At 59.7% G+C, this 26,021-nt stretch carries 27 protein-coding genes; 23 read left to right on the top strand and 4 right to left on the bottom strand.

From position 1 onward, the window contains the following. Position 1: 1 nt before the first annotated feature. From G578_RS24530 to G578_RS0103715, 23 genes are all read left to right on the top strand, one after another. A complete protein-coding gene (locus G578_RS24530) occupies positions 2 to 1,975 on the top strand; it encodes a type IV secretory system conjugative DNA transfer family protein (RefSeq protein WP_051243832.1) in 1,974 nt (657 codons plus the stop codon). Then, complete coding sequence (locus G578_RS29380; RefSeq protein WP_156907201.1) at positions 1,944 to 2,387, top strand: hypothetical protein; 444 nt, start codon at positions 1,944 to 1,946, stop codon at positions 2,385 to 2,387. The genes G578_RS24530 and G578_RS29380 overlap by 32 nt, the downstream gene beginning before the upstream one ends. Further along, positions 2,374 to 3,354: an ATPase, T2SS/T4P/T4SS family gene (locus G578_RS24535; RefSeq protein WP_051243834.1), complete on the top strand. Its 981-nt coding sequence runs from the start codon at positions 2,374 to 2,376 to the stop codon at positions 3,352 to 3,354. Before G578_RS29380 ends, G578_RS24535 begins: the two co-directional genes overlap by 14 nt. A gap of 76 nt (positions 3,355 to 3,430) precedes the next feature. After that, positions 3,431 to 3,781: a TrbC/VirB2 family type IV secretion system protein gene (locus tag G578_RS29835; protein ID WP_051243837.1), complete on the top strand. Its 351-nt coding sequence runs from the start codon at positions 3,431 to 3,433 to the stop codon at positions 3,779 to 3,781. Positions 3,782 to 4,035: 254 nt separating this feature from the next. Further along, positions 4,036 to 6,486, top strand: coding sequence for a hypothetical protein (locus tag G578_RS0103620; protein ID WP_051243841.1), 2,451 nt, complete (start codon positions 4,036 to 4,038; stop codon positions 6,484 to 6,486). A 3-nt stretch (positions 6,487 to 6,489) separates the two neighbouring features. After that, complete coding sequence (locus tag G578_RS0103625) at positions 6,490 to 7,251, top strand: hypothetical protein (RefSeq protein WP_028793096.1); 762 nt, start codon at positions 6,490 to 6,492, stop codon at positions 7,249 to 7,251. Further along, complete coding sequence (locus G578_RS0103630) at positions 7,251 to 8,003, top strand: TrbJ/VirB5 family protein (protein WP_028793097.1); 753 nt, start codon at positions 7,251 to 7,253, stop codon at positions 8,001 to 8,003. The genes G578_RS0103625 and G578_RS0103630 overlap by 1 nt, the downstream gene beginning before the upstream one ends. A gap of 9 nt (positions 8,004 to 8,012) precedes the next feature. Continuing rightward, on the top strand, positions 8,013 to 9,320 hold the full coding sequence (locus tag G578_RS0103635; RefSeq protein ID WP_028793098.1) for a type IV secretion system protein: 1,308 nt from the start codon (positions 8,013 to 8,015) through the stop codon (positions 9,318 to 9,320). Next, complete coding sequence (locus tag G578_RS0103640) at positions 9,320 to 9,988, top strand: VirB8 family type IV secretion system protein (RefSeq protein WP_084618669.1); 669 nt, start codon at positions 9,320 to 9,322, stop codon at positions 9,986 to 9,988. Before G578_RS0103635 ends, G578_RS0103640 begins: the two co-directional genes overlap by 1 nt. Positions 9,989 to 10,038: 50 nt before the next feature. Then, positions 10,039 to 11,100, top strand: a complete 1,062-nt coding sequence (locus G578_RS28135) for a TrbG/VirB9 family P-type conjugative transfer protein (protein WP_051243844.1) — start codon at positions 10,039 to 10,041, stop codon at positions 11,098 to 11,100. Further along, on the top strand, positions 11,100 to 12,296 hold the full coding sequence (locus G578_RS28140) for a TraB/TrbI/VirB10 family type IV secretion system protein (protein WP_028793100.1): 1,197 nt from the start codon (positions 11,100 to 11,102) through the stop codon (positions 12,294 to 12,296). Before G578_RS28135 ends, G578_RS28140 begins: the two co-directional genes overlap by 1 nt. A gap of 295 nt (positions 12,297 to 12,591) precedes the next feature. Further along, positions 12,592 to 12,900, top strand: coding sequence for a hypothetical protein (locus G578_RS0103660; RefSeq protein ID WP_028793102.1), 309 nt, complete (start codon positions 12,592 to 12,594; stop codon positions 12,898 to 12,900). Continuing rightward, positions 12,897 to 14,540 carry a type II secretion system protein GspD gene (locus G578_RS0103665; RefSeq protein WP_084618670.1) on the top strand — a complete coding sequence of 548 codons (1,644 nt, stop codon included), beginning with the start codon at positions 12,897 to 12,899 and terminating at the stop codon, positions 14,538 to 14,540. Before G578_RS0103660 ends, G578_RS0103665 begins: the two co-directional genes overlap by 4 nt. Positions 14,541 to 14,656: 116 nt before the next feature. Further along, complete coding sequence (locus tag G578_RS0103670; RefSeq protein WP_156907202.1) at positions 14,657 to 14,908, top strand: hypothetical protein; 252 nt, start codon at positions 14,657 to 14,659, stop codon at positions 14,906 to 14,908. Beyond that, positions 14,905 to 16,866, top strand: coding sequence for a GspE/PulE family protein (locus G578_RS0103675; protein WP_028793105.1), 1,962 nt, complete (start codon positions 14,905 to 14,907; stop codon positions 16,864 to 16,866). The genes G578_RS0103670 and G578_RS0103675 overlap by 4 nt, the downstream gene beginning before the upstream one ends. Continuing rightward, complete coding sequence (locus G578_RS0103680) at positions 16,856 to 18,091, top strand: type II secretion system F family protein (RefSeq protein ID WP_028793106.1); 1,236 nt, start codon at positions 16,856 to 16,858, stop codon at positions 18,089 to 18,091. Before G578_RS0103675 ends, G578_RS0103680 begins: the two co-directional genes overlap by 11 nt. Further along, positions 18,091 to 18,948: a hypothetical protein gene (locus G578_RS0103685; RefSeq protein ID WP_028793107.1), complete on the top strand. Its 858-nt coding sequence runs from the start codon at positions 18,091 to 18,093 to the stop codon at positions 18,946 to 18,948. Before G578_RS0103680 ends, G578_RS0103685 begins: the two co-directional genes overlap by 1 nt. Then, a complete protein-coding gene (locus G578_RS0103690) occupies positions 18,945 to 19,376 on the top strand; it encodes a hypothetical protein (protein ID WP_028793108.1) in 432 nt (143 codons plus the stop codon). Before G578_RS0103685 ends, G578_RS0103690 begins: the two co-directional genes overlap by 4 nt. Further along, positions 19,376 to 20,104: a hypothetical protein gene (locus G578_RS0103695; protein WP_028793109.1), complete on the top strand. Its 729-nt coding sequence runs from the start codon at positions 19,376 to 19,378 to the stop codon at positions 20,102 to 20,104. The genes G578_RS0103690 and G578_RS0103695 overlap by 1 nt, the downstream gene beginning before the upstream one ends. Continuing rightward, positions 20,101 to 20,616: a hypothetical protein gene (locus G578_RS28145; protein WP_051243847.1), complete on the top strand. Its 516-nt coding sequence runs from the start codon at positions 20,101 to 20,103 to the stop codon at positions 20,614 to 20,616. The genes G578_RS0103695 and G578_RS28145 overlap by 4 nt, the downstream gene beginning before the upstream one ends. 3 nt (positions 20,617 to 20,619) lie before the next feature. Next, positions 20,620 to 21,231 carry a hypothetical protein gene (locus tag G578_RS0103705; RefSeq protein WP_028793110.1) on the top strand — a complete coding sequence of 204 codons (612 nt, stop codon included), beginning with the start codon at positions 20,620 to 20,622 and terminating at the stop codon, positions 21,229 to 21,231. After that, a complete protein-coding gene (locus tag G578_RS0103710; RefSeq protein WP_028793111.1) occupies positions 21,228 to 21,848 on the top strand; it encodes a hypothetical protein in 621 nt (206 codons plus the stop codon). The genes G578_RS0103705 and G578_RS0103710 overlap by 4 nt, the downstream gene beginning before the upstream one ends. Continuing rightward, a complete protein-coding gene (locus G578_RS0103715) occupies positions 21,845 to 23,020 on the top strand; it encodes a hypothetical protein (RefSeq protein WP_028793112.1) in 1,176 nt (391 codons plus the stop codon). The genes G578_RS0103710 and G578_RS0103715 overlap by 4 nt, the downstream gene beginning before the upstream one ends. On the opposite strand, the gene G578_RS0103720 is transcribed toward G578_RS0103715, so the two are convergent. The 4 genes from G578_RS0103720 to G578_RS0103735 form a co-directional block, all read right to left on the bottom strand. Further along, positions 23,017 to 23,469, bottom strand: a complete 453-nt coding sequence (locus G578_RS0103720) for a hypothetical protein (RefSeq protein ID WP_028793113.1) — start codon at positions 23,467 to 23,469, stop codon at positions 23,017 to 23,019. The two genes, G578_RS0103715 and G578_RS0103720, sit on opposite strands and share 4 nt — an antisense overlap. A gap of 404 nt (positions 23,470 to 23,873) precedes the next feature. Then, on the bottom strand, positions 23,874 to 24,206 hold the full coding sequence (locus G578_RS0103725) for a hypothetical protein (protein WP_028793114.1): 333 nt from the start codon (positions 24,204 to 24,206) through the stop codon (positions 23,874 to 23,876). A gap of 139 nt (positions 24,207 to 24,345) precedes the next feature. Further along, positions 24,346 to 25,002, bottom strand: a complete 657-nt coding sequence (locus tag G578_RS0103730) for a helix-turn-helix domain-containing protein (RefSeq protein ID WP_169400816.1) — start codon at positions 25,000 to 25,002, stop codon at positions 24,346 to 24,348. A gap of 10 nt (positions 25,003 to 25,012) precedes the next feature. Continuing rightward, positions 25,013 to 25,897: a DMT family transporter gene (locus tag G578_RS0103735; protein WP_038013477.1), complete on the bottom strand. Its 885-nt coding sequence runs from the start codon at positions 25,895 to 25,897 to the stop codon at positions 25,013 to 25,015. Positions 25,898 to 26,021 lie beyond the last annotated feature (124 nt).

Genomic DNA, 26,021 nt, shown 5'->3' on the forward strand with positions numbered 1-26,021 from the left:
AATGCTCGCAAGAACGGCCGTCTTCTACCGCGGATTCTTCATCATGTCCGCGTCCATCTTGATCGGGTTCTTTCTCGGCACGCAGTATGTAGCGCACGAATACGGATACCACGCCGCACTTGGCTCGCCTCTCTTATCGGTCGGAGAACATAAGATTTATGCACCGATTATGTGGCTGATTTGGATGTTCAGATTCCCCGAGCCCGCAGAAGCAATCTACGACGTTGCGTACCTGTGTCTGCTGGGTTCGATCTCGGTCGGGATCGTCATCTTCATCTCTGCTGTGACCATGAGACGCAAGCCGTCCTCCGGTAAGTTCGGAACCGCCCGCTGGGCTAAGCCGGACGACCTAAAAGGCTATTTGGGTCATTCAGGGGTGATCATCGGGACAACCGGTCTTAGGTCGCACCGTCGCCACAGCCCACCGCGATACGTCTGTCACGATGGACCGGAACATGTCGCCCTCATTGCACCTTCACGCTCGGGTAAAGGTGCAACGACCATCATTCCGACGCTCTTTCGATGGCAGCAAAGCGCGCTCGTCCTAGACCTAAAAGGAGAGAACTGGATCGCGACCAGCGGTTGGCGCTCGCGCTTCTCGACGTGCTTCAGATTCGAGCCGGCAGCACCAGGTTCTGCGAAGTTCAACCCGCTCCAGGAGATCCGAATAGGCCACGAGGATGTGAGCGATGCCGACCTGATCGCAAGCATGTTGGTCGACCCGGACGGCAGCAAGATCAACCCGAACTATTGGGACCAGTCAGCTCGGATCTTCCTCAAAACCGTCATCCTTCATTGCCGATATTCGGATGAGAACGCGAGCCTGGCGTCGGTCAAAAACTGGCTCAATCGACCGGGCTCTTCGATGGAACAGAAGCTAGCCGAAATGGCTTCGACACGGCATCGCGATGGCCAATGTCACCCGGTCGTCGCGCAAGGCGTTCAGCAGCTTCGAGACAAATATTTCCCGGAGTTCTCGTCGATCCTATCGACGGCGAGAAGCTACCTCGCGATCTATGACGACACTGTTTTGGCCGAGAACACATCCAGTTCCGATTTCACAATCGATCAGCTCGTAAACGCTGAACAGCCGATGAGCCTGTATATCGTGTTCACACCGTCTGACGTGTTGCGGCTACGGTTCTTCCTTCGATTGTTCGTCAGCATGGTGGTGAGAAAGCTGACGGACGCGACTGTGAGCGCCGGCGGCTTCCCACATCGTCATCGGTGCCTATTCCTACTCGATGAGTTCCCGCGCCTGGGCAATCTGCCATTGGTCCACGACGCGATCGGATACATGGCCGGGTACGGCCTCAAATGTCTGATCATCGCTCAATCGGTAAAGGACTTGTATCGGAACTATGGGCGGGAGCAGACAATTGTCGAGAACTGCGCGCTACGGATCTTTCATGCGACGAACGATCCGGACACCAGTGACTACGTCTCTCGATTGGCTGGAACCGCGACCCATCGCGAGCAAGAGATAAATATCTCAGGTCATCGCCTCCAACCGATCCTGACCCATGCCTTTGTCTCCGAACAGGAGAGTGCGCGGCCGCTGATCACAGGGGGCGAGGTCCATTCCCTTCCGGGCGATCGGGAGCTGTTGTTCGCTCCCGGCATTCCTCCCGCCAAGCTGTTCAAGATTGAATGGTGGAAAGACCCCTTCCTCGCCGCGCATCAAGATGCGGAAGCTACGAGTGTGCCAGCCGCGCATAGCCGGCCGGTTAATCCGTGGAGCGGATACGTCAGCGCAGATTCAACCGCATATGACCACCAACTGAGCATAGAAACCCCGGAAGAAAATCTAGCTCATGAGCGAGGACGAAGTGTCTCTGAGCGGAGCGAGGAAGAAGATCAGACACGGGAGAACATCACCCCTTCGCCATGGGGAGAACCAAACGAATCTCAGCAGTCCAACGGAAGGAATGGAAGGGTGATAGATGATCGAGACGAAGGCCTCTGGCAAACGTAGCTCACCGAGTTGCCAGAAGAAGTTTCGTATCCCGACCGACCTGGTGCGGCAGCTCAAGGCTTCTTCGGAGGAACGTGGAGTGTCGGAATCACAAGTCGTTTGCGAGGCCCTGAAACAGTTCTTCAATCCGCAAACGCCCGATTTCGTCGAAATGGAAGCGGTCCTCGGCGGCGGGATCGACCGCCTGCGACGAGCAGTTGCTACAGTTCAGAAAGACCAGCAGATCGCAACCGAAACCCTGGCGCAGTTCGTCCGCCTGTTTCTCAGCAATACAGCCCCACCAAGCCCGGACGAGCAAACGAAGCTCAGGCAGATAGCGCCGCAGCGCTTCGATCGCTTCATTGAGGCCGTTCGCTCCCAAACCAAAGGAGCAGGCTACGTTCGAGAGGTCTTAAACGATGACTCAGAATGAGGTTGCAGATCGTGGAGCCCGCGCGCTCTACGAAACCCTCGCGAAGTATCTCCCGTACATCGACGATCCCCAAATCACCGATATCTACTTGAATGATGATGGAGGATTATGGACTCAGCGGTGGGGAGGTTGGCCGCTGCTGGTCGAAGAGAAATTCTCCATCTCGGCCGCGGAATCCATTCTACGCCTCGTAGCCGGCCAGGGTGGTCAGGAAGTCACGACCAAGTCCCCGAGGCTTGCCGCCGAACTACCGGATGGTACGAGGCTTCAAGGTTTCATTCCTCCGGTGACAACCCGGCCGGTGTTCGTCCTTCGGCTTCATCGGCAGACGAATATCAGTTTAGGCGATTACGTCTCTCAGGATTTCATGACCGCGGAGGCAGCGAACTGGATCCGTGCGGCGCTAAATGAGCGGCGGAATATCCTCATTGCGGGGCCTACCGGGACCGGGAAGACCACCCTGGCCAACGCCATCTTGAGAGAGCTTGCGCAATCCTACGATAGGGTCGCGATACTAGAGGATATGCGTGAACTACGGTGTCCGGCCCCAAACACCTTGTCACTGCGATCGAGTGCGGCGGTCGGCTTGCGGCAACTGGTTCAAGATGTGCTGCGGGTAAAGCCCGATCGCATCGTCGTTGGTGAGATCCGCTCTGGTATCGTCGCGCGAGAACTCCTGAACGCATGGAATACCGGCCACCCGGGTGGCCTGGCCACGATCCATGCAGACAGCGCTATGGACGCACTGCGTCGCCTGGAGCATCTGTTGTCAGAGGAATATCAGGTACCGCCGCGCCATCTCGTCGGCCGAGCGATTCAGGAGGTGCTGTTCATCGGTCGCCGCTCTGCCCGCCCTTACCTGGAATCCCGCGTCACGGTGGGCTGGGATGAAGAAGCCGACACATACCGCACGGAAGTGCGTCGTGATCGATCACCGCTCGCACAATCGCTGGGGACGGACTCTTGACGCCGAAATCCTGCTGGGATTATGTTCGGCATCAACGCACATAACACATATGTCTTATCATATAGGAGTCGTTGCCATGATCCGTACTCTGCCCAACGCCGAAAATCGCGCGTGGCACATAACCCTGTCCGTATGCATGGCCGTCGCCGTCGTCATGTTTCCGGAGATCGCCCAAGCTACCACCTCCATCGGCGGGGCCATGCCCTGGGAAGGGCCGTTTGACCGGCTGTCAGATAGCCTCCAGGGGCCGGTGGCCCGCGCTTTGGGGGCCGCGGCCATCGCGGGCTCCGGCCTGGCGGTTGCTGCTGGTGAAACCGGGAGCATTCTGCGTCGCTCCGGTAACATCGCCGTAGGCGGAAGCATTGCCTTCAACGCTGCCAGTTGGGGCCTACCCTTCCTCGGCTACACCGGCGCCGTGACGCTCTAGGGCCACGATGACCCCATGGAAGAGCCAGTCCCACAAACACTCACCAAGCGCCTTCTCACATTCGGGCTGCCTCGGCGGGTGGGGATTCTGATCGCAACAACGACGGCGGCTGGCTTCTTTGCACTGCATAGATGGGAGGTATTCCTAGCGGGAGCCTCCCTCTTTCTGATCGGCAACCTGCTGCATCGCCACGACGATTGGATGTTTGAGGTCCTGATCCGCCACATTCGATATCACAATAGGTATATCCCCTGATGGCTTCGCTGCTCGGCCGATACTGGATTGGATCCTTCAAAGCCGGCACAGCACATTCAGTGGCCGACCTGCTTCCTTGGACACTCTTGCTCGAAGACCAGCGAACCGTTCTCCTGAAGGACGGTGCCCTACTCACGTCCTGGTCTGTGCGAGGCCCGGATCTGGACGCATTGCCCGACTATTTCTTCGGGAAACTGTGCTCCGAGCTGGCTGGCCAACTCAATGCACTGCAGGGTGGATGGTCGCTCTTCTTTGAAGACACCAGGGTCCCCAGCTCTCCCTATCCTGAGAGCGCATTTGCCAATCCCACCGCGCAGCTCATCGATAGCGAACGACGCGCCAACTTCGCAAATACGCCTCACCTTGAGAACCAATACGTACTCACCGTCACCTATTTGCCGCCGAAGGTATCTCACGGGCAGTTCAAGAAGTTTCTGATCGAGTCTCCAAAAGCAGACGACAGTGCCGTGCCCGCGGAACTGTTGGACTTCCGGCAACAGATCGCCGCGCTCGACGAAGCACTGCGCCGCTTCTTCCTCGCTATGAAGCCGCTGCTGGGAAGCGAGATCCTGTCCTACCTGCATTCGACCATAAGCACCCAGCGTTTTGATATCGGAGATCATCCGCCGGTCTTTCTTGATCGCTTGCTTCCCGACGAGGAACTGACGGGAGGTTTCTATCCGAAAATCGGCAAAAACCATCTGCGGGTGGTGGGCATCAAGACCCTGCTCGGACCAACCAGGCCTGGCCTTTTTCAAGAGCTGAACGAGCTACCGTTCCAATACCGTTTGATGGCCCGTTTCATCGCACTCGATGACCGACGGGCAGAAGCCGAGCTTCGGAACATGGGGCGCCACTGGACGCAGCGCCGCACCAGTATCCTTGGCACCATCTTCGCCAACTTTACGGGTGAACCTGCAAAAGAGAATGCCGAGGCTATCCGGCGCTCGGAAGACGCCGACATGGCCGAACTCGCAATTCAGGAACGGCATGCGAGTTTTGGCTACTGCACACTCTCGATCGCAGTTTGGGACGAGAATGAAGAGGTAGCCGAAGCCCGCGCGGTCGAGGTCGCAGAGCTCGTCCGACGGGCCCGTTCAATACCGGTCATCGAGCGCGCGAACACCCTGGAGGCCTGGCTTGGCATGGTGCCGGGAAACGCGGTGGCGAATGTGCGCCGGCCGATGCTCAACACCATCCACTTTTCACATATGGCGCCCATGTCTGCGACTTGGGCAGGGCCAGAAGGCGTCAACCATGAGCAGCTTATTGGTCCGCCGCATGTCTATTGCGAAACCGGCTCGACGACGCCGTTCCGTTTCTCGACCTACGTCGGGGATGTGGGTCATTTCATCGTGGTCGGTCCCACCGGAGCCGGGAAGTCCACTCTGCTGAACCTCCTTGCGGCGCAATGGCTTCGATATTCCAACGAGGAAGGTGCGGCCCAGGTCTTCGCTATCGACCATAAGCGAAGCCTCCGGTGCATGGTCCGCGCACTCGGTGGCACTTACCACAGTCTGTCGGACCACGCCGGCCGGCTAACGATCCAGCCCCTTCGAGATATCGACCAACCGGATCAATGCGAATGGGCAAGCAATTGGCTGGTTTCGATGATCGAGAACACCGGCCAATCCGTTCCGGCAGAGCTGCAAAGCGAGATCTGGTCCGCCCTAAAGACCTTGGCCACGCACGCCCCGCATCATCGAACCTTATCCGTGCTCGCGCAGTTGGTGCAAAGCGAAGACCTCCGACACGCCCTTTCGCCTTTTACAATGGCCGGGCCGGCGGGGCGGTACCTCGACGCAGATTCCAGCGAGGATCCAGATGACATCGAGGCGGTCGATCTCGGGGATCTCCTGGACGCCACCTATGCCGGTCCGGTCGTCGAGGCTCTGTTCAACCGGTTTGAACGTCGGTTCACGGGTCGGCCAACTCTGCTTCTTGTCGACGAAGCATGGCTGCCCTTGCTCAATCGGGCCTTCGCGGATCGCTTACGAAAGTGGCTGAAGACCTTACGGTCCAAGAACGTCGCGGTCGGCTTTGCGACACAGGAAGTGGCGGATCTCCAACAATCCACGGTCGCACAAACCGTTCTGAACGCGTGCCCCACACACATCTACCTGCCAAACCCTGCAGCCGGTCGCCAGGACGTCGCGAGCCTCTATCAGCAGTTCGGTCTAAACGAACGCCAAATTGAGTTACTCGGGGAGGCTCGACGAAAGAGCGACTACCTGTTCGTCACCGACATGGGCACCCGCCTGATCTCCTTCTCGCTGGGACCTATCGCGTTGGCGCTGTGTGGATCGACCAGCGAAGCCGCTCAGAACCAGATGGACCGAATCCCGGCCGAGATCACGGGTCCGGCGTTTGCCTCACTTTGGCTTGAACAGGCCGGTCTCCCGGAGCCAGCCGATCTTCTGCGGGAACCCTTCAGCCAGGCGGCGGAGTAGCACATGAAAGTCATGCGCACCGCCCTATTGGCTTTCAGCACATTCGCTGCACATCCAGCCCTTGGCGATTGGGAATGCTCGCCGCTGCCGGTGTTCCTGAATGTTGATTACACAGCCAGCACCGCCGATGCACTGTTCTACCTAGGGCCGACACAAGACCAACCGCTCCATCTCTGGGGCGAGCGCGAACAATTGAGAGCGCTGACGGAGGCAGACCAAGCCGTCACCAACGGCAACGGGCTCAACCATCGCCTGCCGGGCTTCTCGATTCAGATCGATGCGACCCGACCATGCGGTGGCGACTGGTGCGACCATGAGCTGCCTCCAATCAACATCACACTGGACCCTCGATATGAGGCGCGGTGTATCTACGGCCCTCTTCGTGCGCCTACGCCGACCTCCACGCTGACCATGCGGGCGCCGACGAACTGCGTTCCGCAGCCACAGTTCCGCATCGGCAATCGAACGGCCTACAAGGCGCTTAAGGTTGAAGGCTGCCGTGGGCATATGTCCTACGACTACCCGAATGTCCCGAAGGCAACCTTCGACCTCGGGACGCTGGCCCTCCTGTTCAACGACGGCTTCGTTGGCTACCGGAACGCCTATTTGCCCGGCGCAATGACTGTCTTCCGTGGATCGCTTCAGGGGGACCGGATCGCCGGCGTGGGCTTGAGCTTCAGCGACCTTCTCAACACGACGGGCGCTTTTGTCTACCGGATATCGATCGACATGCCGACGCAATCTGAAGACCAAGGGAGGCGATAATGATTCCGATCATCCGCAAGCGATTGGCGATCGCCATTGTGGCGAGCAGCTGTGTTCTGGCCCCGCCAGCCAAGGCCTTCACGGTGTTCGACCCGGCCAACTTCTCTCAGAACATCCAGCAGGTCGCCGAATCCATCAAAGCCTTCTATCAGCGGCATGAGCAAACCATCCAATTGATGATGGTCGTCGGCCAAACGGCGCTCTCCGTCGCCACCCTTCAGAATGGAAACTACTCAGGCGTAGCCTCGTCGCTCGCCAATCTGGCGGGTGTCGACCAGGACTATTCCGGTGCCATCAGCAATGCCCAGGATCTCATCATGAGATCCCAGCAGCTTATGTCCCTTGCCGAGCGAGTGAAGACCCCCCAAGACGCCGTTGCCGCCGCCAAGATCGCTATGACGCTTTCGCAGAACGTCATGAACGACTCTGCCGCTCTCCTGGGACGGCTTGAGCCAATGGCCGTCAGCCAGCAGCGACTTATGCTGGCGATGACCGCCAGCGAATTTGCGGTGGGGCAGACCCAGGCGACACAGGCGCAGTCTCAAGTTGACGCGATCCGCACACAGATCGAGGCGCAGTCATACGAGATTCAGCGCCTCCAGCTCGCCAACTCGCTCGCCAAGGAACAACAGGCGATGATCGAGCGCGAGGTTGCCGCCTTCCGCTTTCAGGAAGAGAACCGCGTTCTGGCTGAGCCGGTCAAAAAGGGGGCTGTCCCCGACGACTGGTGGAAGCCCAAAACGACGTTCTGAGGCCTCCAGATGGATCCTCTCGGCAGCCTCGACGAACGGGCCATATCGCTAATCCAGCTCTTCCAGAGCGGGCCGGCGAATTACCTTGGCACGGCCATTTCCCTATTTTCAAAGCTCGCCGTCATCGAGATCGCGCTGTTCGGTCTCCTATTGGCCGTTGGCCGAGGGCTTGGCTTCGCTGACGCCTTCACCAGGCTCTTCAAGCTCGGCCTCTTCTTCTGGTTCATTCAGAACTTCCTCCAGTTTCAGGGGACCATCCTGGGAGGGTTCCAGTGGGCCGGTCAGACCATGACTGGGCAAAACGCCTCAGCGGGTCCCGAGGCTTTGCTTCCGAGCACGTTCTTAAACTATGGACTGACCGCATTAAGCGGTGTTCGTGAATGTGCCGGAACACTGAGTGTGTTTGGTGGAGAAATCGGCACCTACATTCTGTTGTATGTAATTGGTTTCGTGATCTTCCTGGGCATGTTGTTCATGGGCTTAAGCGCTCTGTTGACCCTCCTAGAGTATTATTTGGTCACAGCAATTGCCTTTATCCTTTTGCCACTCGCCGCATTATCCGCCACTGCGTTTGCAGCCGAGCGAACATTTTCCGCGTTCCTCGGGATCGGCATTAAGGCCGCAGCCATCGTCGTCATCAGCGGCTTCATACTTGGTGACCTCGATACCCTGATTTCTGCCGATGGTATTTGTGGCGGCGGCGAGCCGGAGTCCAACCTGCGCAACGCGCTCCTGCTATTCGCAACAGCCTCGTTCTACATTGTCCTGTTCATTACCGCGCCAAGCCTCGCGGCCAGCGTGCTAACCGGTAATTCCCGACTTGGTGCCGGAACCGCTCTTATGGCGGCCGGCGGCCTTGGCTTTGCCATAGCTGGTGGCGGGGCTATGGCGGCAAAGGCGGGAGCGGCAGGCGTCGGAGCGGCTGCCAGCGGCGGAGCAAGCGCCGCCAACGCAGCACGCGCGGCCGTATCTGGCACCAGCGCCGCGATGAAGGCCGGCGCCGCCTCGATGAAGGGTGCCGGTAGCATTGGGAAAGCTGCAGGGGCAGCCGGGGGGGCCGCTCGCTATGGAATGGCCGCAGCAGGAAACGCGGCCAAGGCAGGTGCCAACCGTGCCGCTCAGATGCCGCGGATCGCCAGCGATTTCCGCGACAAGATGCGATCCGGTTCAGCCCAAGCCGAAGCTGCCCGGGCGGCGGGAACAACTGCGGGAACGGCAGGCGGTCGTTTCGTACGATCTGCCAGCACCCGGATGCGGGCCGCCCGAAGAGGAAGGAAAATTCGCAGTACCCTCGACCAGCAGCAAGGCGATGAATAATGAGCGCTTCTAATACAACCCCGCCAAATACCGCGTATCGCAACGCTGGAAAGGTGTTCGCAGACTTCCTCGAGGCCGACCAGCGGCGAGGCCGCGGACTGACGATTGTTGCGATCCTGCTTTTCGTCGGCCTGATCGGCTCGAATTTCACGATGGCCTACATGTACGGCCAACGCCGAGAAACGATTGCGATGGTCGAAGTCGATGGGAACACCGGCCAGATCATTCGGAAATATCAACCCGAAGACTATCGCCCCTCCGATCTCCAGAAGAGCTACATCGCGCGGGAATGGATCAAACTCGTGCGCCGTCGCCCGGCCGATGTTCTCGTGATGCGCGACGACCTCTTGTGGGTGTACGCGCACACGGCCGGCGGCGCCAGAGAACGCCTCGATAGCCTCTTTCGCGCGCAGGCGCCGTTGGAAGACGCCAACCTGCGGGTGATCAGAGACCTAACCGCTTTCTCGAAATCCTCCGACTCCTACCAGCTCACCTGGCATGAAGACGTTTATACGCCGAGCGGCACCAAAATAGGGACATCGGAGCAAAGCGGATTGCTGACGATCGCCATGCGAGAGGGGGTCGGAGCCGACCTTACGCGCAACCCGATGGAACTCTACGTTGTGCACTTCGACTGGACGGTCCCCGCCCCAAATGCGGCGAATTGATCTTTTTTTCCGTTGCGACACATAATACGTAAGTGTTAGGTAAGCATCCCATGAAACAGGTCCTCCCGATCCTCTGCTTCGGACTATCCGCATGCCTCCCGGTGCAACAATTTGGCGCGCCACCAGGCCCATCAAATGTCCCCGGAACGGAGGTCCGCTATATAGAAATTCCCACCGGTCCAGTCGCACCGCCAAAGATCGTCGAGGTTCCCGCGCTAGGCGCGAGCGCCGACCTAACGCCCATCCCCCTTCCTCAAGTAACCGCTCAACGCCCCCGTAAGAACCTGAGGGAAGCGAAGGAAGCGTCATTCTACGACGACGCGCGCGGGCAATTTGTCCAGGGAAAGCAAATCTATCCATTCTTCGATGGCGCCAGCTACAAGATCCTGGCCGCGCCTCTCCGGATCGTTGATGTCCGACTGCAACCAGGCGAACAGATCCTAGCCGCCTCTGCCGGCGATACGATCAATTGGCGCCTGGAGCCGACGCTTTCGGGCTTCGGAGACAGCCAGACCGTTCACCTCCTGATCAAGCCGATCAACGAGGAAGCCGACACCAACCTCATCGTCACGACCGACCGCCGCACCTATAACCTGGAGCTGCGCGTTTCCCAGGCTGGCGATCCATTCCACAACTCCGTGACCTGGACCTATCCTGACGACGATCGCCAGTCGCTTCATGATCGGATTACTGCTCTTCACACGACCGGCCGAACAGAGTCGACTACCGCCGGCGGTGCCGTGGGCAGCGAACCTGGGCGCTACACAGTTCTCGGCTCCCCGTCGTCATCAATCGACGAAGCAGTCGCAAATTTGAACTTCAACTGGACGATCGAGGGCGCAGCCGATCAGCCCTGGCTTCCCACTGAAATCTACGACGACGGCGCCCGGGTCATTCTTCGATTCCGGCCGGAGATGGCACGCCGGCAAATGCCTGTGCTTTCCCTTCTGACCTCGAACAATCAGATCGAGATCGTCAACTACATCCAGAACGGTTCCGCCATCATCGTCCCCTACATGTTCGACCGGGCGCTCTTGTACATGAGCCCCGACGACCGTGTTGTGATCACCCGAACGGGTGTTTGGACGCATAACGCCCGCGGATCACGCTGATGTCGGATTTGATGCCAGACTACAATGTGGCCGGGTCCACGCGGGTCAATAAGCGCCTCGTGATCCTTGGAGCCGGCGCGCTGACCTGCATCCTCATTGGCGGGGTGGTCTACGGCCTGACCGACACTGGTCCCGACCGATCCAAACCGAATACTGAAAGCTACAATGCCGAGCTTCCGCCATCGCGCGAGCAGGAGCGAATCGAATCCCTGCCTTCAACATACGAGATCGCGCCACCCGTGAAGCCGGAGGAACCCGAAGAAAGTCCTCCGCCGCTGCCTGAGCCTCCCCCGTTGGTCCCGCAACCCGCACCGCTTAGTCCCTCCATCCCTGATCCGATGGCGGAAGCCGCGCGGCAGTCCGCGATCGCCTTCTTCAACAAAGCCGATCCGAGGCAGACTCAAGTCGCCCTCGGTTCAATGGCAGCCTTGCCAGGCGCGCAACCCCTGCCCCCCTCACCGAGCATGCCAATCCGCCCTTCGCTCCCCGGCGGGCCACCACAGGCCACCCCCAACGCTTCCGCGGCGCTTCCTCCATCCACCCGGAGCGACATTGCCAACCCTTTCCTCAGCAATGCCTCCTTGGGCGACGCCAACAGCGCCGATGCGCCGGCGCGAAGGACCGAGACCAATCCGGCCACGACTGTCTTCCCGGGAACGGTCATCAAAGCTCGCCTAGACACCGCCATCGATACCACGCACCCCAGCGTCGCGCGGGCGCGCGTGGTCGAAACCGTCTTTGACCACCTTCAAGGTCGGTCCGTCCTGATCCCCCAGGGGACAACGCTTATCGGCACACCGACGTCGAATACCCGCTACGGCCAAGAAAGGATCTTCATCGCCTGGACACAGGCGACGTTTCCCGATGGAGAAAGCATCGAGCTGTCGGGCATGTCCGCCGCGGACAGTGCCGGCCGAGGCGGCATTCCGGCCAACGTGGACAACCACTACCTCGAACTTTTTGCGACCGCAGCCCTCAGCAGCATCGTCTCCGTCGGCTCCGCGGTTGCCGGCGGAAACCCAAGCGACCCTCTCACGCTCCAACAGCGTGCCGCAGAAGGCCTAGCCACATCGGTTTCGGATACCGGGAGCACTCTAATCGACCGCGCCGCGACCATCCCGCCAACACTAACTGCCGAACCCGGAATGATGATCACGATCATCGTCAACAGGCCAATAACGTTGGAGCCCCAATGATCGCTCGACAGACCCGACTCGAATCCCATCGCAAGGATTTACTCGATGCCTACTGCGATAGGCTTTGCATCACGCGGACGTCGTTTTTCAACGAGGCTCTTCACGATTTCCTTAAGAACGACAACAACACGACCCTCATGCGAGCGGTCCCAAGGGATTCGCCCGTTGTCTATTTGAATTTTGACGAAGGCCTAATGGATGGGCTGCGCTCGTTGATGACGCTGCACAGCGTGTCTCTTTCATCAGTGCTTTACACGGCAATCTGCAAACACGCGCAAGCAAAGGGAGTATTTCAATGACGGACCCGCTTGGAATCACCTTGAAGAACGTCATTGTCCGAAAGCAGTCCATTTCGATGGAATTGACCGGCGACGTTCTTTCCCAGTTCGAGAAATATCAGGCCTTCCTCCAGGAGGATTTAGGCCAGGAGGTCAGCCCGTCTATTCTCGCCCGCGAGCTGGTCCGGAAGGCCCTCGACGGCGACAAGGGCTTTCAGCGGCGTCTCAACCCTCCGAGAAAGAAAAAGGCCAGCGCCGACCCTGCGTCCACTGGCACGGCACCTGCCGCCCAGGCTCCGCGCACAGGCGACGGAGGCTCAGTATGAAACGCGGCCCGCTCTTCTTGACGTCTATCGCCATCCTATCTGGCTGCGCTCCGCAATGGCAGCAAAGCCCCTCGGCACCGCTTAAGCCGGCGTTCCTGAAGAGCAGTCCGGCAATCGACATTGCTTCGACGAAGCCAATCCAGAACAGCGCCAGAACCCCGACCGAAATAGCCTCGCCTCCTCCTGTGGAAACACCGGCGCCGGCGGCCTCCTCCGTCGCCCCAATTGTCCCCACACCGCCAGAACCGGCCAGCGTCGAGGCCAAGCCCGAACTGGACGTGCTGGATCCACACGAGCCAGCCCGGGTTCCTGAAGAGCCGCGAAGCGCTTCCGCACAGAATGTGCTGATGAAAGGGGCCTCAGCGTCCAACACCGTTGACCTTGAGGAGTATGCATTTGAGCTGCGCTCTTCACACGGCAGCAACGACCCACTTCCGGACGACGCAATCCCGCAACCGTTCGGAGCGATCGCTGCCGATCCGCTGACCCTGTTGCGGGAGCTCGCAAAACAACGGGGCTTCTCGGTCGCTGCAGGCAAGAACGTCCAAGCACGGGCTATATCGCTTCACCTGGACGCCATGCCGGTGTCTAAAGCGGTTGAGGCCATCACGCGGGCGGCTGACCTCAGCTACAGCTACCGAGGCAACCAGCTGACCGTTTCGACAACCCGCGCCTACACCCTCAGCCTTCCTCCGATCACCGCGCGTAGTCTCTCCGAGGACAATATCTACGAGAACCGCGACGAGCCCTTCTACAACCAGGTCGCGGAGACGATCACAGGCTACGGCGGAATCGACGTTCACCAGGATGTATCCGGGCGCCTGATATCCTTCAGCGCGGGGCCGCGCGCTGCGGAAGCGATCCGCGACTACGCGCGGGAACTGCGCACCAGGCGTGTCCGGATCACCTACGACATATGGATCGCGGAGGTGTCTGACACCAACTCGGAAAGCCGCGGCATCCGCTGGGATCAGCTCACCGCCAGTATCGGCGCCCTCGATCTCGGTTTCTCCGGGGGGTCGGCCCTATCCGACGCCTACGCAATAACAACCAGCTTCGTTGCCAACGGCGTAAACATCTCGAACGTCGCCACATTCCTGGAGAGCCAGGGCGATGTGGAGGTCGTCTCAAATCCACATGTTGCGATGATCTCCGGATCATCCGTTCGCTTGGATGACACGACCACGAATCCCTATCTCGCACTTCAGCCGATTGCGCCGACTGCCGACAGCGACGCGAGCGTAAGCGTCACAACCGGCGTCGATACCAGAGAACTGACGACCGGCGTGGTTCTCTCGCTCTCTGGCGATTATCAGGACGGCCTCGTGACAACCTCCTTAAGTCTGTCGCTCTCAGACCTCTTAGGGTTCGAGGAATTCCAGGTAGGCGACGCGGCAGCCCGCTTGCCGCGCTCGACCGAGCGCACCATCACGACCCAAATCACCACGCCTCCGGGTGCGACCGTCGTGCTCGGTGGCATCTCCCGGTCCTCTAAGAGCCGCCAGCGCGATGCGGTGCCGCTTTTAGGCGACGTGCTGCCCTTCCTGTTCAGCTCAAAGAACAAGTCCGCCGAACGGAAGCAGATCGTCATCGCGCTCGTTCCGCACATCGTCCGCTTCAAAAACGAGAACGACACATGAGATCGATAGCTCCATGGGTCTGCTTGTTGGCGTGCCTGGCTACGCCAGCTTCCGCAGAAACGGTCAATCCATTCGGTGGCCCCGCCGTACAGGCCCAACCTGTCACGGTCACCCCTGTGCCCACCTACCAGCCGTCCGCTCCGCTGCCGCCTCTGTCTTACTTCGCTCTGATCGGGCGGGTTGCACTCCTGGCCGACGGACAACGGGTTATCCGCGCGGCACACGGCCGACCGGTCACGATCCTCGGGGCGAAATACCAAGTCGAACTCGAAGGCGACGAGCTGGTGCTTTTCGATGACGACGATAAAGCCGTCTTCTACGCCAGCTTGGGCTACGGGGTTCGAACCGAAGGGACAGACGAGCAATGACCTCCGAGCCCCTATTGCCAGACATGAAACGGGCTCGCCGTACAGGGCGCTGGAAGATCTTCGGCCGAAGTCTGATCGCCAGTGCCCTTACCCGGGCAAGGAGGACGAAGCCGAACGCCTCACATCAACCGGAGGGCTCGTCGCATGACGTCGGCCAAGAGCCTCAGATCGTTCGGCAAGCTCCGGTTGCCGTCCAGCCGCCGCCGGGGAAGTCACCGACCACAGAGTTCCTAGACGCGCTCGTAGGCACACAACAACTAAGTGCCGGCCGCGCCGACTACATCTCCTCGATCGTCAAGGAACACCAATTGCGCGGTCGACCAGCGACCGCAGCAGAGCTGGTAATCCATTTTGGGTTCGTCCCGGCTCGGGCTGTCCTGGATCTGATTCAATCGATGGGGCTGCAAATGCCGCTGCCGGCCGACGCGGCGGCGCTCTATTCCCTTTGGCCGGCGTCGTTGCTCGCGCAGCTTCGAGTGAAGCCAATACGCCTGCACAACGGCACTCTCTACATCGCCGCGGTTCGCCCCCTGCTTCCATTTGAAGAAGCGCTTCTCATCGACAGAGCCAGAGCAGGCGACGTCGTCATTACACAGATCGTCCAAGAACCTCAGGAAACCGTGGCGACACTCGCCGCCATCAATACGACGGCACATACGACCGGCCAGCAGTTGACCGACTTGCTCGCCCGACACGACATCGCAGCCACCCCGGACGCACTTGGACCTGCCCTGGATTCACTCCTAACGGACGCCCTCGAGAACGGCGCCTCCGACATCCATATCGAGGTCCACGACAACCTGGCCGAAACTCGTATCGAGTACCGCGTCGCGAACGGCCTGAATCATCGAGCCAGCGTCTCGCCTCAGCTAGGGCGCAGACTGGCAGTCCTTATTCGGGAGCGCGCCGGGATCGACACCTCGAATCTTGAAGCGCTCTTCGACGGCGATTTTCGCTTCAGGTACCACGGCCGACCGATCGACATCCGTGTTGCGATCTTGCCGACGCATGCTCAGCAAAAGTTGACGCTGCGCCTCAGCGATCCGTCAGCGTTCCAATCGCTCCCCGCAATTTTCGAGCATTTCCCAGAGTTCGTAAAACGGCTCGAACATGACAGCGCGAAGGCGTCCCGGCGCGGTTCGATGGGGATCGTCACAGGAGCGACGAACCAGGGAAAATCGACCACCTTGCGAGCGTTCGTAATGAACATGCCCCGGCATGCTCTGCGGGTGCTTGAGGCCGGTGAGCCGATCGAGGTCAAAACCCCTCTCACCACTCAGACGCACATCAACCGCCACGCCGACGTCGGCCTAACCTTCGACGCCTTCTTGCGAGCCGCACTGCGTCACGATCCAGATGTCGTCTTCGCGCAGGAGCTTCGAGATGAGGAAACCATTCGGGCCGCTCTGCGGATCGTCGAAACCGGTCACATGTTCCTCAGCAGCCTGCACGCCGACTCCGTTGTCGATACCTTCCCCCGGCTGTTCTCATTCATTCACGCTAGCCGAGCTGAAGCCGCCTTTGTGCTGTCACGCGGGCTCTCCTGGATCATCCATCAAGTTCTGATTTCGACACCCTGCCGGGCTTGTTCTACCACCGTCCCGACCTCCCAGCTTCCCGAGGACGCCCGCACTACGCTTGGTCTTGAAGACGATGTTGAAGTCGTCTCGCTCAACCCGGCCGGCTGCCCGGAATGTCGCTATCAAGGCTACGGCAAACAGCGCACCGTCGTACCGGCCGGGATCTGGATCAACGCGTCAGCCCGCCAAGCCTTGCACCAGCATCTGTCTCGCATCGTGGCCGATGGGCATTTCGCGGACTACGACCAGATCCTAGCCATTCCCGGTATCGACTATTTCCCTAGAGGCCCGCACCTCCAGACCCTCGCAGAACGCCATGTCATCGCGTGGCAGACCGCCGTCCATGAGATCAATTGGGAGGCGAACCGTGGGCATTAATCCTTTCCAGGTCACCGGAACCTACATCGAGGCGCGCTATTACGATCCGATCGTCAATAAGACACAGTCGAAGCACTTCCATCGCGGAACGATCCAGAGCGTCCGTCGTGAACTGACGGGTGCCGGTCACACCGTTCTGGACCTCACCGAGCGCTCCCACCGACGAATCAATAACCAGTTCTATGCCGCCACCGAACGGTCGAATTTCCTCCGGACCCTCGCCGCTTTCATCCGCGCTGGCATCCCGCCGACCGACGCGGTGCGATCCACCGTTGGAATGATCCAGCACCGCAGCAAACGCGCCGAGCTTCAGCCCGCTTTGGACGTTCTTGATGGCGGTGGCACCTTGTCGGATTCCCTGGAGCGAATCCCTCTCCTGGATCCCGTGGCCAAGTCCTTCTTCGCAGCCGCCGTTGCGGCAAACGCTGTTCAGCAGATCGTTGAACCGCTTCTCGCCTATCGAGCCTCTCTAACCACGATCTGGCGCTCTATTTCGACCGGATTGGCGATCGCCGGTTTCGAGCTTGTTATGGCCATCGCATCGGTCGCCTCCATGGAGGTTGGCGGCTTCGATTGGATCGCCTCAGAAATGGGTGGCAGCAACCCCGATTTCGCTTCCAAGGTCGAGCTCGCACGGCTCCTAAACCGCTGCCTTCTGATCGTCGGCCTGGCTCCCTTCGTCTATGCTGGTGTCATTTTCGTTCTGTCCCGATTGACTGACCCGGGATCGCGCCGGCTAGTCGGTTTGGCGATATCGCACACACCAATTGTTCGGCGCCTCTTCAGCCATCTCGCCGTCGCTGAAACCTTCTCCATTGCCGGTTTCATGCTGCGCGCCGGCGCACCTTTCCTGGTGGCATGCAACTCAGCTCTGTCGGCCACAAACCACCCCTTAACCCGCGCCTATTGGCACCAGGTGCTCACTCTGCACCGGGAACGCGGCGAGCCCGTAACAGCGGCAATCGCCTCTGCGAAGGGTCCCCTCACACCGTGGGAGCAGATGCCGCTCGTCGGCCATAGCGGCACCCGCCATAGCGATCTGGCCGAAACCATGCAGGCGATCGCCGCCGATCGCGTTCACGCAGCATCAGTCGAGGCCGGTCGGCTTACACGTCGGATCAGCCTGGTCATCCTCGCCTACCTCGGCGCCAGCATCGGTCTCTTTCTCTACCTGGTCCTCGCTCAAAACGAGATGACGGACGGCCTCTTCCAAGGAGCGTTCTGATGGTCGACTACATACCATCGTCATTCGGAGCGATTTCAGCTCCGCTCGCATCGCAGCGCAAAGGCGACGTCGTCGCTCACCACGCCGCTGCGGGACTCCTGCAAACCGACGCCGTAGCCATCATTCACACGGTAGCCGACGGCAAGGTCCACGCGCTCTTCGCTCAAAGCACGGATTTCCCACAAGACCCCTCAAAAGGCGACTTCACATGCGCACTCGCCGCCGCTCTTCCTGGACACAGCAGACACCAGGGCGACGGGGTCTATATCACCGAATCCTCGTCCGGCTATGCCGCTGTCCGTACAGCAGCGAATTCGGTGGCGTCCTTTCACGGCAACCATGACCTCGTCCTTGCTTGGGCAGCGGATCAAGGATTGCCCCGGTTCTTCGTAGAGCCGGAGGATGGGTCGCCATGGCGGCTCCCGATGTATCAGCGAGAACAACGGCAGAGCCGTTTGAACTTCGCTCTAACTATGAGCGGCCTGGCCTTCGCGGTCTTTGCTGCTTTCAATCTGTCCCAAATCGTGGCTCGCGATAACCGCGCCGCCCAGGATACGGCTGAAATCACCAACGCCTCGCGCGGCTACGAAAGAGAGCTGCGCACAGAGCTCGGACACGTCGCCGGCCAGCCGGCTTTGGCGGTGATCGGTCGGTTGTACTCGCTCAGCCGAATTGTTCCCGAGACGGGCGGCGCGCTGTCCGAGTTCCGCGCCGAAGGCGACACCGTCAAATGGACGGCCGAAGTACCGGATTGGGTCTCAAACGAGCAGATCGATTCCTACGGCCCCGACATCCAGCGAACCCGCTTACCCACGACCCAAAAACTCCGTCTGACCGCCGTGGAGAAGATCCAATGAAGATCGGCAGGATATCGTTGACCGCGCTTGTCGTCTGGCTCGCGGCCCTTGCCGCGGCCGTGTACACGAGCAATGCCCAAGACGCCTCCATGGACCGCATGCGCGTGGTCTCTGCAGCGCGCACCCTCATGCCTCGACCAATTGGGTTGAAAGCCGATCCGGCGCCTGCCGAAACCTACCGGCGGATCGCCAACGACCTAACGGCCACAAATCCCAAGGTCGACTTCCTCGCCACGCCGACTGGACTCATTGTCCGCGCATCCGACGCTGGCGAGTACGTCGCCTGGATGCTGGCCGTAACCACTGCCATCGCGCAGGCCTCCCAATACCGCTGGTCCATCAAAGAGCTCTGCGCTGGGACTCAGTGTCCAAGCGCACCGCTCTCTGCCGACCTCGTCGCCCACCAGATCCAAACGGAGATCAAATAATGAGCGCCGTTCAAGCTAACCACCGCAATGCCGGCTTCGGCTGGATCGCCGTCATCATGATTGTCTTGATCCTCGTCGTCGCGATCGGAGCCTTCTTTGTCACATCAAGCAATTCGTCCTTCTCGCGGATCCATGAGTATCTGGCTCGACTGAACGGCAATTCGATCTACTCGACCGCTGGCAGCATCAATTCCGGGATCTCGTTCATCAACGCACAGGGGTGGGGCGTTGAAGACATCGACTTTGTCGACACCGCGAGCGCAAACACGGAACGGGTCTCGCTCTTCGACCCCGTGAGCGGCGCGATTTCCGAGCCCACCATGAGCACCGGGCTGTTCATCACCAGGCCCACGGGCATTGATTCCGACGATTGGGGCAAGTGGGCCCTGATCGGAAACACGGGCACAGGTGCGGGCACTTTCACGGTCCCGGACGTCGCCACCACAGCACCGGAATGGGCGATTGTCCTGACCGGCATCAAAGACAAGTACTGCAAGTCGATCAATTCCGACCTGTGGGGCGTCGACGAGGACGATGACATTCCTGTCGCCAGTGCTGTGGCTTCGACGACCATCTACACCCCGATGCAGCAGACGACCCGCGTTCAGGCCGTAACCGTCAACCTGACAAGCGCATCGCCATCTGGTGCTTTCGACGGACAGTCGAAAGGGTGCGCGCAAACATCGGACGGCGTCAATTTCTTCTATCTCGTCGTGAACGCCCGATGAAAGCCGCGCCGGATGACCGAAACGCCGGCTTCGGCTGGATCACGTTCATTCTCATCGCGCTGTTCCTGTTCCTGGCTCTCGGGAAGATCTTCTTCGACGGTCAGGCGACTACAGGAGACGTGCTCGGCCGAGCGATGACCAAGTCGCAGCTCACCGCCGACGGTAGCCTGATCATCCAACGGATCAGCGGGTGCGCCCTTCAATACCCGACCTCTACGGGCACAGGCGCGTATGCCTCATATCCGGACGAGCCGGCCACCGAATCCGTCTCCGACCTGGTTTGCCCCGGCTCTGGAGCGAGCCTTTGGTCAGGGTCGGACGGCGTCTATTACCCGCCTGCCCCAATAGGCTTTTCGGAATGGTCATATCACCATGCCTCGGACGGGATCTGGGTAGAGGCGATCGGCCAAGCCGATGCCGAAGAGCTGGTCGGTTCCGTTGTCGCTGAGTTCGGCAACGCGGCTACGCAGCCCACACCGGGAACCCTACGCCTTTACGTCCGGGGGAATTGAACGATGCACATCGGGATCGCCCTTCTCCTCCTCGTCGCAGCCATGGGAGCTGGCGTCTACGCCCAAAAGTCCCATCAGCTCGCCCGCGATCAGGTCTACCTTGCTCAGCATTCGAAGACTGTAGAAGCGATCACGGTCGCGCTTGATCGGGCGGCCAAATCCAGCAGTCACCCCGTTGGCGTCACCCTACCGGATTTGTCCTCGATCGACACAGCCAGCATCACCGAAACCCTCGACGGATGGGGCCGAGCTGTCCAACTCTGCACCAACCCTACGGACGATACATTGCCGGCGCTACTCGTGATCAGCGCCGGCGCCGACAACAACTTCGATACCGGGTGCTCGCAGGCTCTGGCCGGCGACCTGAATGGCGACGACGTTGCACGGAGTCTCCGCCATGAGCAGGTCTTTGCCCGCCAGGCTCTAGAGGCGCCCGAAACGGAGCTGATCGCCAATTACACCGTTCCGTGCTCTGCCTCGTTCGACCTTCTCGAAAAGCCAACCACGTCAGCTTTCGAATGCCACAACCTGTGTGAGGCCTTCGCTGAATTTTCCGCCAGGTACGGCTTTCACGACGTCCAGCCGGACTGGAGCACATGCAGAACAACCCCATGAGCGACCGGAACGCCGGAGCCATCGTTCCGTTTCTCCTCCTGTGCCTATTCCTGGCCCTCATCGTGCTTGGGCCGACATCCAGGAGGGTCGACCAGATTCTTTCGTCGGCCGATCAAACCACCAGGTTCTCAACGTCGGTAGACCGCATGAGCATGACGGCCTATGCAATCGGCCGCGCAGCCACAATTGCTTCCGACGGAACGCTGACGCCTCCTACGGCCTCGCCCTCCGGAGGCATTCCCGACAACATCGGAGCCGTCCCCCTCGACCGATTTGGCGTCGCGTTCGGATACTGCCCGTCGAACGGCTATACCTCGACTGCCGATCCGCTCTTCGCGTTGATCTCCTCGGGCTACGACCGAGCAACCGAGACCAGTTGCGCCGACGCTCTTCTCGGTCAGTCCTCAGGCGACGACATCGTCCGCACGCTGTCCGTCTATGAGGCAAGTTTGACCCCGCACCAGGTCGCACCGCACATGGCGACCGTCAACGAGATGTGGCGCAGCCAGTGCGCCTCCATCGGCGTAATTCAGAACCTTCCCTCAGCCTCCCAATGCGCTGAATTCGACTCGCTTTGGTCCAGCTTTATCGTCAGCAATCCGGGACTCATGCCATGATCGCGCACCCGTTCGTCATCCTGCTGGCCGCAGTCGTCAGCTTCCTTGCACCCTCGCTCTACTCGGCGATGCAGACAAAGACCGACGCCGTGACATCAGCCCGGGCGTCGACCACCCGGGCGAGCCTCATTGAGGCTGCGCAGATCCTTGCGACCCAAGGGTCGCTCGATCTCGCCTCTGGAACCCTGATACTGCCGGCCGCCGGAAGCGGGAGCACTCTTCCGGCTGACCTTCCTGCACAAACCACGGACTCCTGGAACACGGCGATCACCTATTGCCGCGGCGGCTCGCAAACCATGGCAGCCACCGCACTTGCTTTGATTTCGGCGGGCCCCGACCGCCGCGCGGACACCACGTGCACGACCGCTCTCAGTTCGCTGTCCTCCGGCGATGATATCGTGATCACCCTGTCGCATAGTGATGCAGCGACCTGGGCGGCCCAGTCCGCCAACCGTCTCGGCCTGGTCAACACCGTCGAAGCCCTGAACTGCGTGGCCCCAGACGTGGTCGCCTACAGCGGAGGCACCTGGACCTGCGTCAACGTCGACGACTTGATCTCAGAGAGCCTCGACGGCACCTCCACTTCGTGCCCGATCGCAAACGGTACGGGGGAAAAGACCTGGGACGGCGCGACCAAATCTTGGAGCACATGCGTCGTCACAGGCTGCAATGCCGGGTATACAGTCCACAACAACACCTGCATCCCTACGACGACGCCCTGCAGTGTCTCCAACGGTAGCGGACAACAGACGTGGAACGGGTCGGGCTACGGCTCCTGCACCGCCACCTCCTGCAACGCCGGCTATCACATCGAGAACGGTCAATGCGTCCCTGATGGCCTGCAGGCCGGTAGCTGCTATCGGATCACCTGCACGTCACAGGCAAACCGGACACAGACCCTCATCGGCAACGCTCAGAATTCTCAGGTCGTCCGAGCTGGTGCCCCTAGTGGCGGCGGAGCCTGGGTCTTGGGGGTCGGTGGGAACTCGCAATCCGGCTTCTATCTCACGCAGGCCTACAACTGCATCAAGAATGAATCCGCCGTCATCGCTCAACATAGCGGCAACGGCTACTGCCAGGCGTTCGGCCCCGCACATTCCGGCGAGGCTTATCAATACTCCGGCGGATACTTCAATTATTTCGCTTATTGTCAGGTTCCCCAATCCTGTTAGGTTGCACATAAAACGTAAGCGCCGACGCCTATCCCAGCGGCCATGAACGGACCAAGTGTCACCGTTCCTGGCCCATACGGGCCAATACCCCCACGGCCAAACACGACCGAAACAAGCGCACTGAAGAGCGCCACCACTGCCGCGACCCAGATTCCAAATCCGCCCAACCCGAGGGCCGCGGCTGCCATGAGATTCCAGTCACCCCGGCCGAAGTACGGGCCTTTGCCGAGCTTGTCGACGGTCCACCAAGCGGCATGACCGGAAGCCAGTATCGAGATTGAGAGGACCGAATTATTGAAGACAGCGATCGCCCCCACCTGGCTCGCGAAGACGACGCCGGCGATCGCGACGCCCATAATTGCCAGTGGCGGAATTATGCCTCGGCGAAAATCCGCCCAACCCGCGCCGGCCGAGATCACGACCATCGCAATAGCAGCCAGCACGGTCATGGCGCGACCAGGCCCCTAAAGTTGCTCGCGGCCTGGCGCTGCCCCCGAAAATCCACGCTTGTGTTGATCAGTACATATGTCTTATTCATGGATTAGGACTATCGCGTTAACCGAGCTTCGACATGGATACCTAAAAAAATTTGAAACCGATGGCCGCTACTAAGTACAAAACTGATAAGCATGGCAAAATAGCGCGTCTCGTTCGACTTGCTACGCCTGATGCAGAACGGGTACGTGCCGCCTGTAATTCAGCGGGAATCACGCTACTTTCATTCTATACATCAGCGGCCAAAGCTTACCTGAAAGCCAGGGCTGAAAATACCGTCATCCCTATCACCCCGACGCCAACCGGAGTGCAATTTGATGTGCTGACCGTTCGCGTTAGCCCCGGCCTATTTGAAGAGTTAGAAGCTGCCGCCACCAGAGACGGCGTTCATTTGGGAAGGCTCCTCGCCACAGCTCTCATCTACGGCGTCGACCTGGTCGAGTCCTCCCAAGCCCTGCCAGACGATTCCTGATTTGATCAACGCGATCTGGCGGGGATCCTTGCTGATAGTCCGGATCTCGACTCCGCACTCGAAAAGCAACAGATCAAGCAATTCAACGACGGCCTCGTACGACCCGAACTCTCTTGCACACGCATCGACCCAAATAGACCGATAGAGCGACAAGGACTCGTAATCCGTCCTCTGACCATCGCGTTCGAGCGCGTCAAGGTCGAGCTCGTCTGCCTCCATAATCCGTACGTTCTCCACGGATCCAATCACCCTGATAGGTTTTCTCAACGGTTGGCCTCAGACTAGCAGGCGTTGTAAACCAACACATAGCCAGAATCGCCATATGGCCGTAATTTTCTATACTGTTTTCGTATTAATTCTAAAGAAAATGCCGCCCAAGCGCGGAAACGGTTACAATTCCCGGGCGAGTGTCGCGGTCTACTGCGACACTCATAACCATGAATTCCAGGCCTGCCGTCGATCTGACAAACTGAAAGATCGGATCGCCCGTAATCAGGGCTTTCCAGTATCTTTCGAACGCGGAACGGGATACGATCGCATCCCCTATGTCGAGAACACGTGCGCCGATCGCCCGCTCCCCACCCCATCGGATTCCGGAGCCCATCTCGTCAATGTAGAGATCGCCGTCGTGTAATGAGACAGAAGTGACTCTTGTCGCGTCACTTAACCTAACCCGCTCCAGCACCTTTTCCCTGTCTCTGGTCCGCATCGAGATTTCGAAAAGCGCATAAATGTGGGGCAGTTTCTCGCTCGCTCCGGCCAGTGCAGTACAAGGCAGATCCACCACGATAAAAGGGTGCGGCAGGCCGCTGGCGATCGGTTCACCCAGGCCCACAACCCTCGCGATTTGCTCCAACGTGCCATCCCGCGCGCTAGGCCGCTCTTCTGCAAAGACACGGCTGACAGTCCGCGGGGACACTCCTGCCGCATGCGCCACATCCTTCTGCGTCATCTTCATGCGCGCTGCAGCAGCCCGTAGCTCCGGACCACTAAAGGCCCGACCCGTTTTTTCCATTGCGCCCTCCCTAATTCCGCCCTCCATCCCGACGGCCGAAAATCACAATTCCAGTCGCCAGGACGACCAAAGCTCCCCCGAGCATGGTCTGATCTTCTGGCAAAATGCCGAAGACCGCCAAGTCGATTACCAATGCCACAACGAGCCGAAAAGCTTCCACAGACTGAATTGCGCTCGGCTCTGCATACCTGAATGCAAAGACGTTCATGTGCTGCGAAAACCAGAGGAGCAATCCTGTCGCCAAGCAGCCGGCGAGTTCCATCCACGAGACATCCGCCCACACAGAAATTGCGCCGGGCGCCAAGCCCACCGCGAGCCAGATCGCTTGCCTCCCAACGATTGCTTCTCTTGGCTCAGATCGCATCCACCGGATCATCAGCATGCTCAGCGACATTGCCGCAGCGGATCCAACCGCTGCCCAACCGTAGATGTTGACCTCGCCGAAACTTGGATCGAGCACGACGACAACTCCCGCCGCCGCCACAGCGATGCCCATAGCCTTGACCAGGCTAAACCGCTCCCCCAGCCATGTCTTCGCAAGGATGGCCGTGAAGACCATTCTGGAGAACAGGATCGCCGTAACTTCAGCGACCGGCATATGCGAGACCGCCAGAAACCCCAGCAGAATGGCCGCCCCTGTCAACATCGCCCTGACCATATGACGACCATGGCCGACGGAGGTCATGCGTACCTGACCCGATACCGCCCTGGGCAGGGCGACCAGCGCCACCACGACGATTTGTTGAATAAAGGCAATCTGCAGAAGCGGCACGCTTCCGCTCAACCAACGGACGATTCCGGCAATTAGGACAAATGCAGCGCCCGCCAACCCTAAGCAGACTGCCCCCTTGAGCAGAGAATATTCCCACACATCGGGCGCGTCATTCCGAGTCATTTAATTCCATAAAGTCGAATACGATTAACCGGTTCACGCCTCAATCGCGCAACGTTCACTCAATCAGCGACGATGGCATGAAGCCTTACAGTTTGTTATCAATCTGCACGAACGGAGCTGATCT

It is taken from the genome of Thalassobaculum salexigens DSM 19539 (assembly GCF_000423805.1).
In the GTDB taxonomy this organism is placed as follows: Bacteria; Pseudomonadota; Alphaproteobacteria; order Thalassobaculales; family Thalassobaculaceae; genus Thalassobaculum; species Thalassobaculum litoreum.

What these genes read in the sequence shown, in the direction of transcription:
- G578_RS24530 (WP_051243832.1), top strand. Translation starts at nt 2, where the DNA reads ATGCTCGCAAGAACGGCCGTCTTCTACCGCGGATTCTTCATCATGTCC.
- G578_RS29380 (WP_156907201.1), top strand. Translation starts at nt 1,944, where the DNA reads ATGATCGAGACGAAGGCCTCTGGCAAACGTAGCTCACCGAGTTGCCAG.
- G578_RS24535 (WP_051243834.1), top strand. Translation starts at nt 2,374, where the DNA reads ATGACTCAGAATGAGGTTGCAGATCGTGGAGCCCGCGCGCTCTACGAA.
- G578_RS29835 (WP_051243837.1), top strand. Translation starts at nt 3,431, where the DNA reads ATGATCCGTACTCTGCCCAACGCCGAAAATCGCGCGTGGCACATAACC.
- G578_RS0103620 (WP_051243841.1), top strand. Translation starts at nt 4,036, where the DNA reads ATGGCTTCGCTGCTCGGCCGATACTGGATTGGATCCTTCAAAGCCGGC.
- G578_RS0103625 (WP_028793096.1), top strand. Translation starts at nt 6,490, where the DNA reads ATGAAAGTCATGCGCACCGCCCTATTGGCTTTCAGCACATTCGCTGCA.
- G578_RS0103630 (WP_028793097.1), top strand. Translation starts at nt 7,251, where the DNA reads ATGATTCCGATCATCCGCAAGCGATTGGCGATCGCCATTGTGGCGAGC.
- G578_RS0103635 (WP_028793098.1), top strand. Translation starts at nt 8,013, where the DNA reads ATGGATCCTCTCGGCAGCCTCGACGAACGGGCCATATCGCTAATCCAG.
- G578_RS0103640 (WP_084618669.1), top strand. Translation starts at nt 9,320, where the DNA reads ATGAGCGCTTCTAATACAACCCCGCCAAATACCGCGTATCGCAACGCT.
- G578_RS28135 (WP_051243844.1), top strand. Translation starts at nt 10,039, where the DNA reads ATGAAACAGGTCCTCCCGATCCTCTGCTTCGGACTATCCGCATGCCTC.
- G578_RS28140 (WP_028793100.1), top strand. Translation starts at nt 11,100, where the DNA reads ATGTCGGATTTGATGCCAGACTACAATGTGGCCGGGTCCACGCGGGTC.
- G578_RS0103660 (WP_028793102.1), top strand. Translation starts at nt 12,592, where the DNA reads ATGACGGACCCGCTTGGAATCACCTTGAAGAACGTCATTGTCCGAAAG.
- G578_RS0103665 (WP_084618670.1), top strand. Translation starts at nt 12,897, where the DNA reads ATGAAACGCGGCCCGCTCTTCTTGACGTCTATCGCCATCCTATCTGGC.
- G578_RS0103675 (WP_028793105.1), top strand. Translation starts at nt 14,905, where the DNA reads ATGACCTCCGAGCCCCTATTGCCAGACATGAAACGGGCTCGCCGTACA.
- G578_RS0103685 (WP_028793107.1), top strand. Translation starts at nt 18,091, where the DNA reads ATGGTCGACTACATACCATCGTCATTCGGAGCGATTTCAGCTCCGCTC.
- G578_RS0103690 (WP_028793108.1), top strand. Translation starts at nt 18,945, where the DNA reads ATGAAGATCGGCAGGATATCGTTGACCGCGCTTGTCGTCTGGCTCGCG.
- G578_RS0103695 (WP_028793109.1), top strand. Translation starts at nt 19,376, where the DNA reads ATGAGCGCCGTTCAAGCTAACCACCGCAATGCCGGCTTCGGCTGGATC.
- G578_RS28145 (WP_051243847.1), top strand. Translation starts at nt 20,101, where the DNA reads ATGAAAGCCGCGCCGGATGACCGAAACGCCGGCTTCGGCTGGATCACG.
- G578_RS0103705 (WP_028793110.1), top strand. Translation starts at nt 20,620, where the DNA reads ATGCACATCGGGATCGCCCTTCTCCTCCTCGTCGCAGCCATGGGAGCT.
- G578_RS0103710 (WP_028793111.1), top strand. Translation starts at nt 21,228, where the DNA reads ATGAGCGACCGGAACGCCGGAGCCATCGTTCCGTTTCTCCTCCTGTGC.
- G578_RS0103715 (WP_028793112.1), top strand. Translation starts at nt 21,845, where the DNA reads ATGATCGCGCACCCGTTCGTCATCCTGCTGGCCGCAGTCGTCAGCTTC.
- G578_RS0103720 (WP_028793113.1), bottom strand. Translation starts at nt 23,469, where the DNA reads ATGACCGTGCTGGCTGCTATTGCGATGGTCGTGATCTCGGCCGGCGCG.
- G578_RS0103725 (WP_028793114.1), bottom strand. Translation starts at nt 24,206, where the DNA reads ATGGAGGCAGACGAGCTCGACCTTGACGCGCTCGAACGCGATGGTCAG.
- G578_RS0103730 (WP_169400816.1), bottom strand. Translation starts at nt 25,002, where the DNA reads ATGGAAAAAACGGGTCGGGCCTTTAGTGGTCCGGAGCTACGGGCTGCT.
- G578_RS0103735 (WP_038013477.1), bottom strand. Translation starts at nt 25,897, where the DNA reads ATGACTCGGAATGACGCGCCCGATGTGTGGGAATATTCTCTGCTCAAG.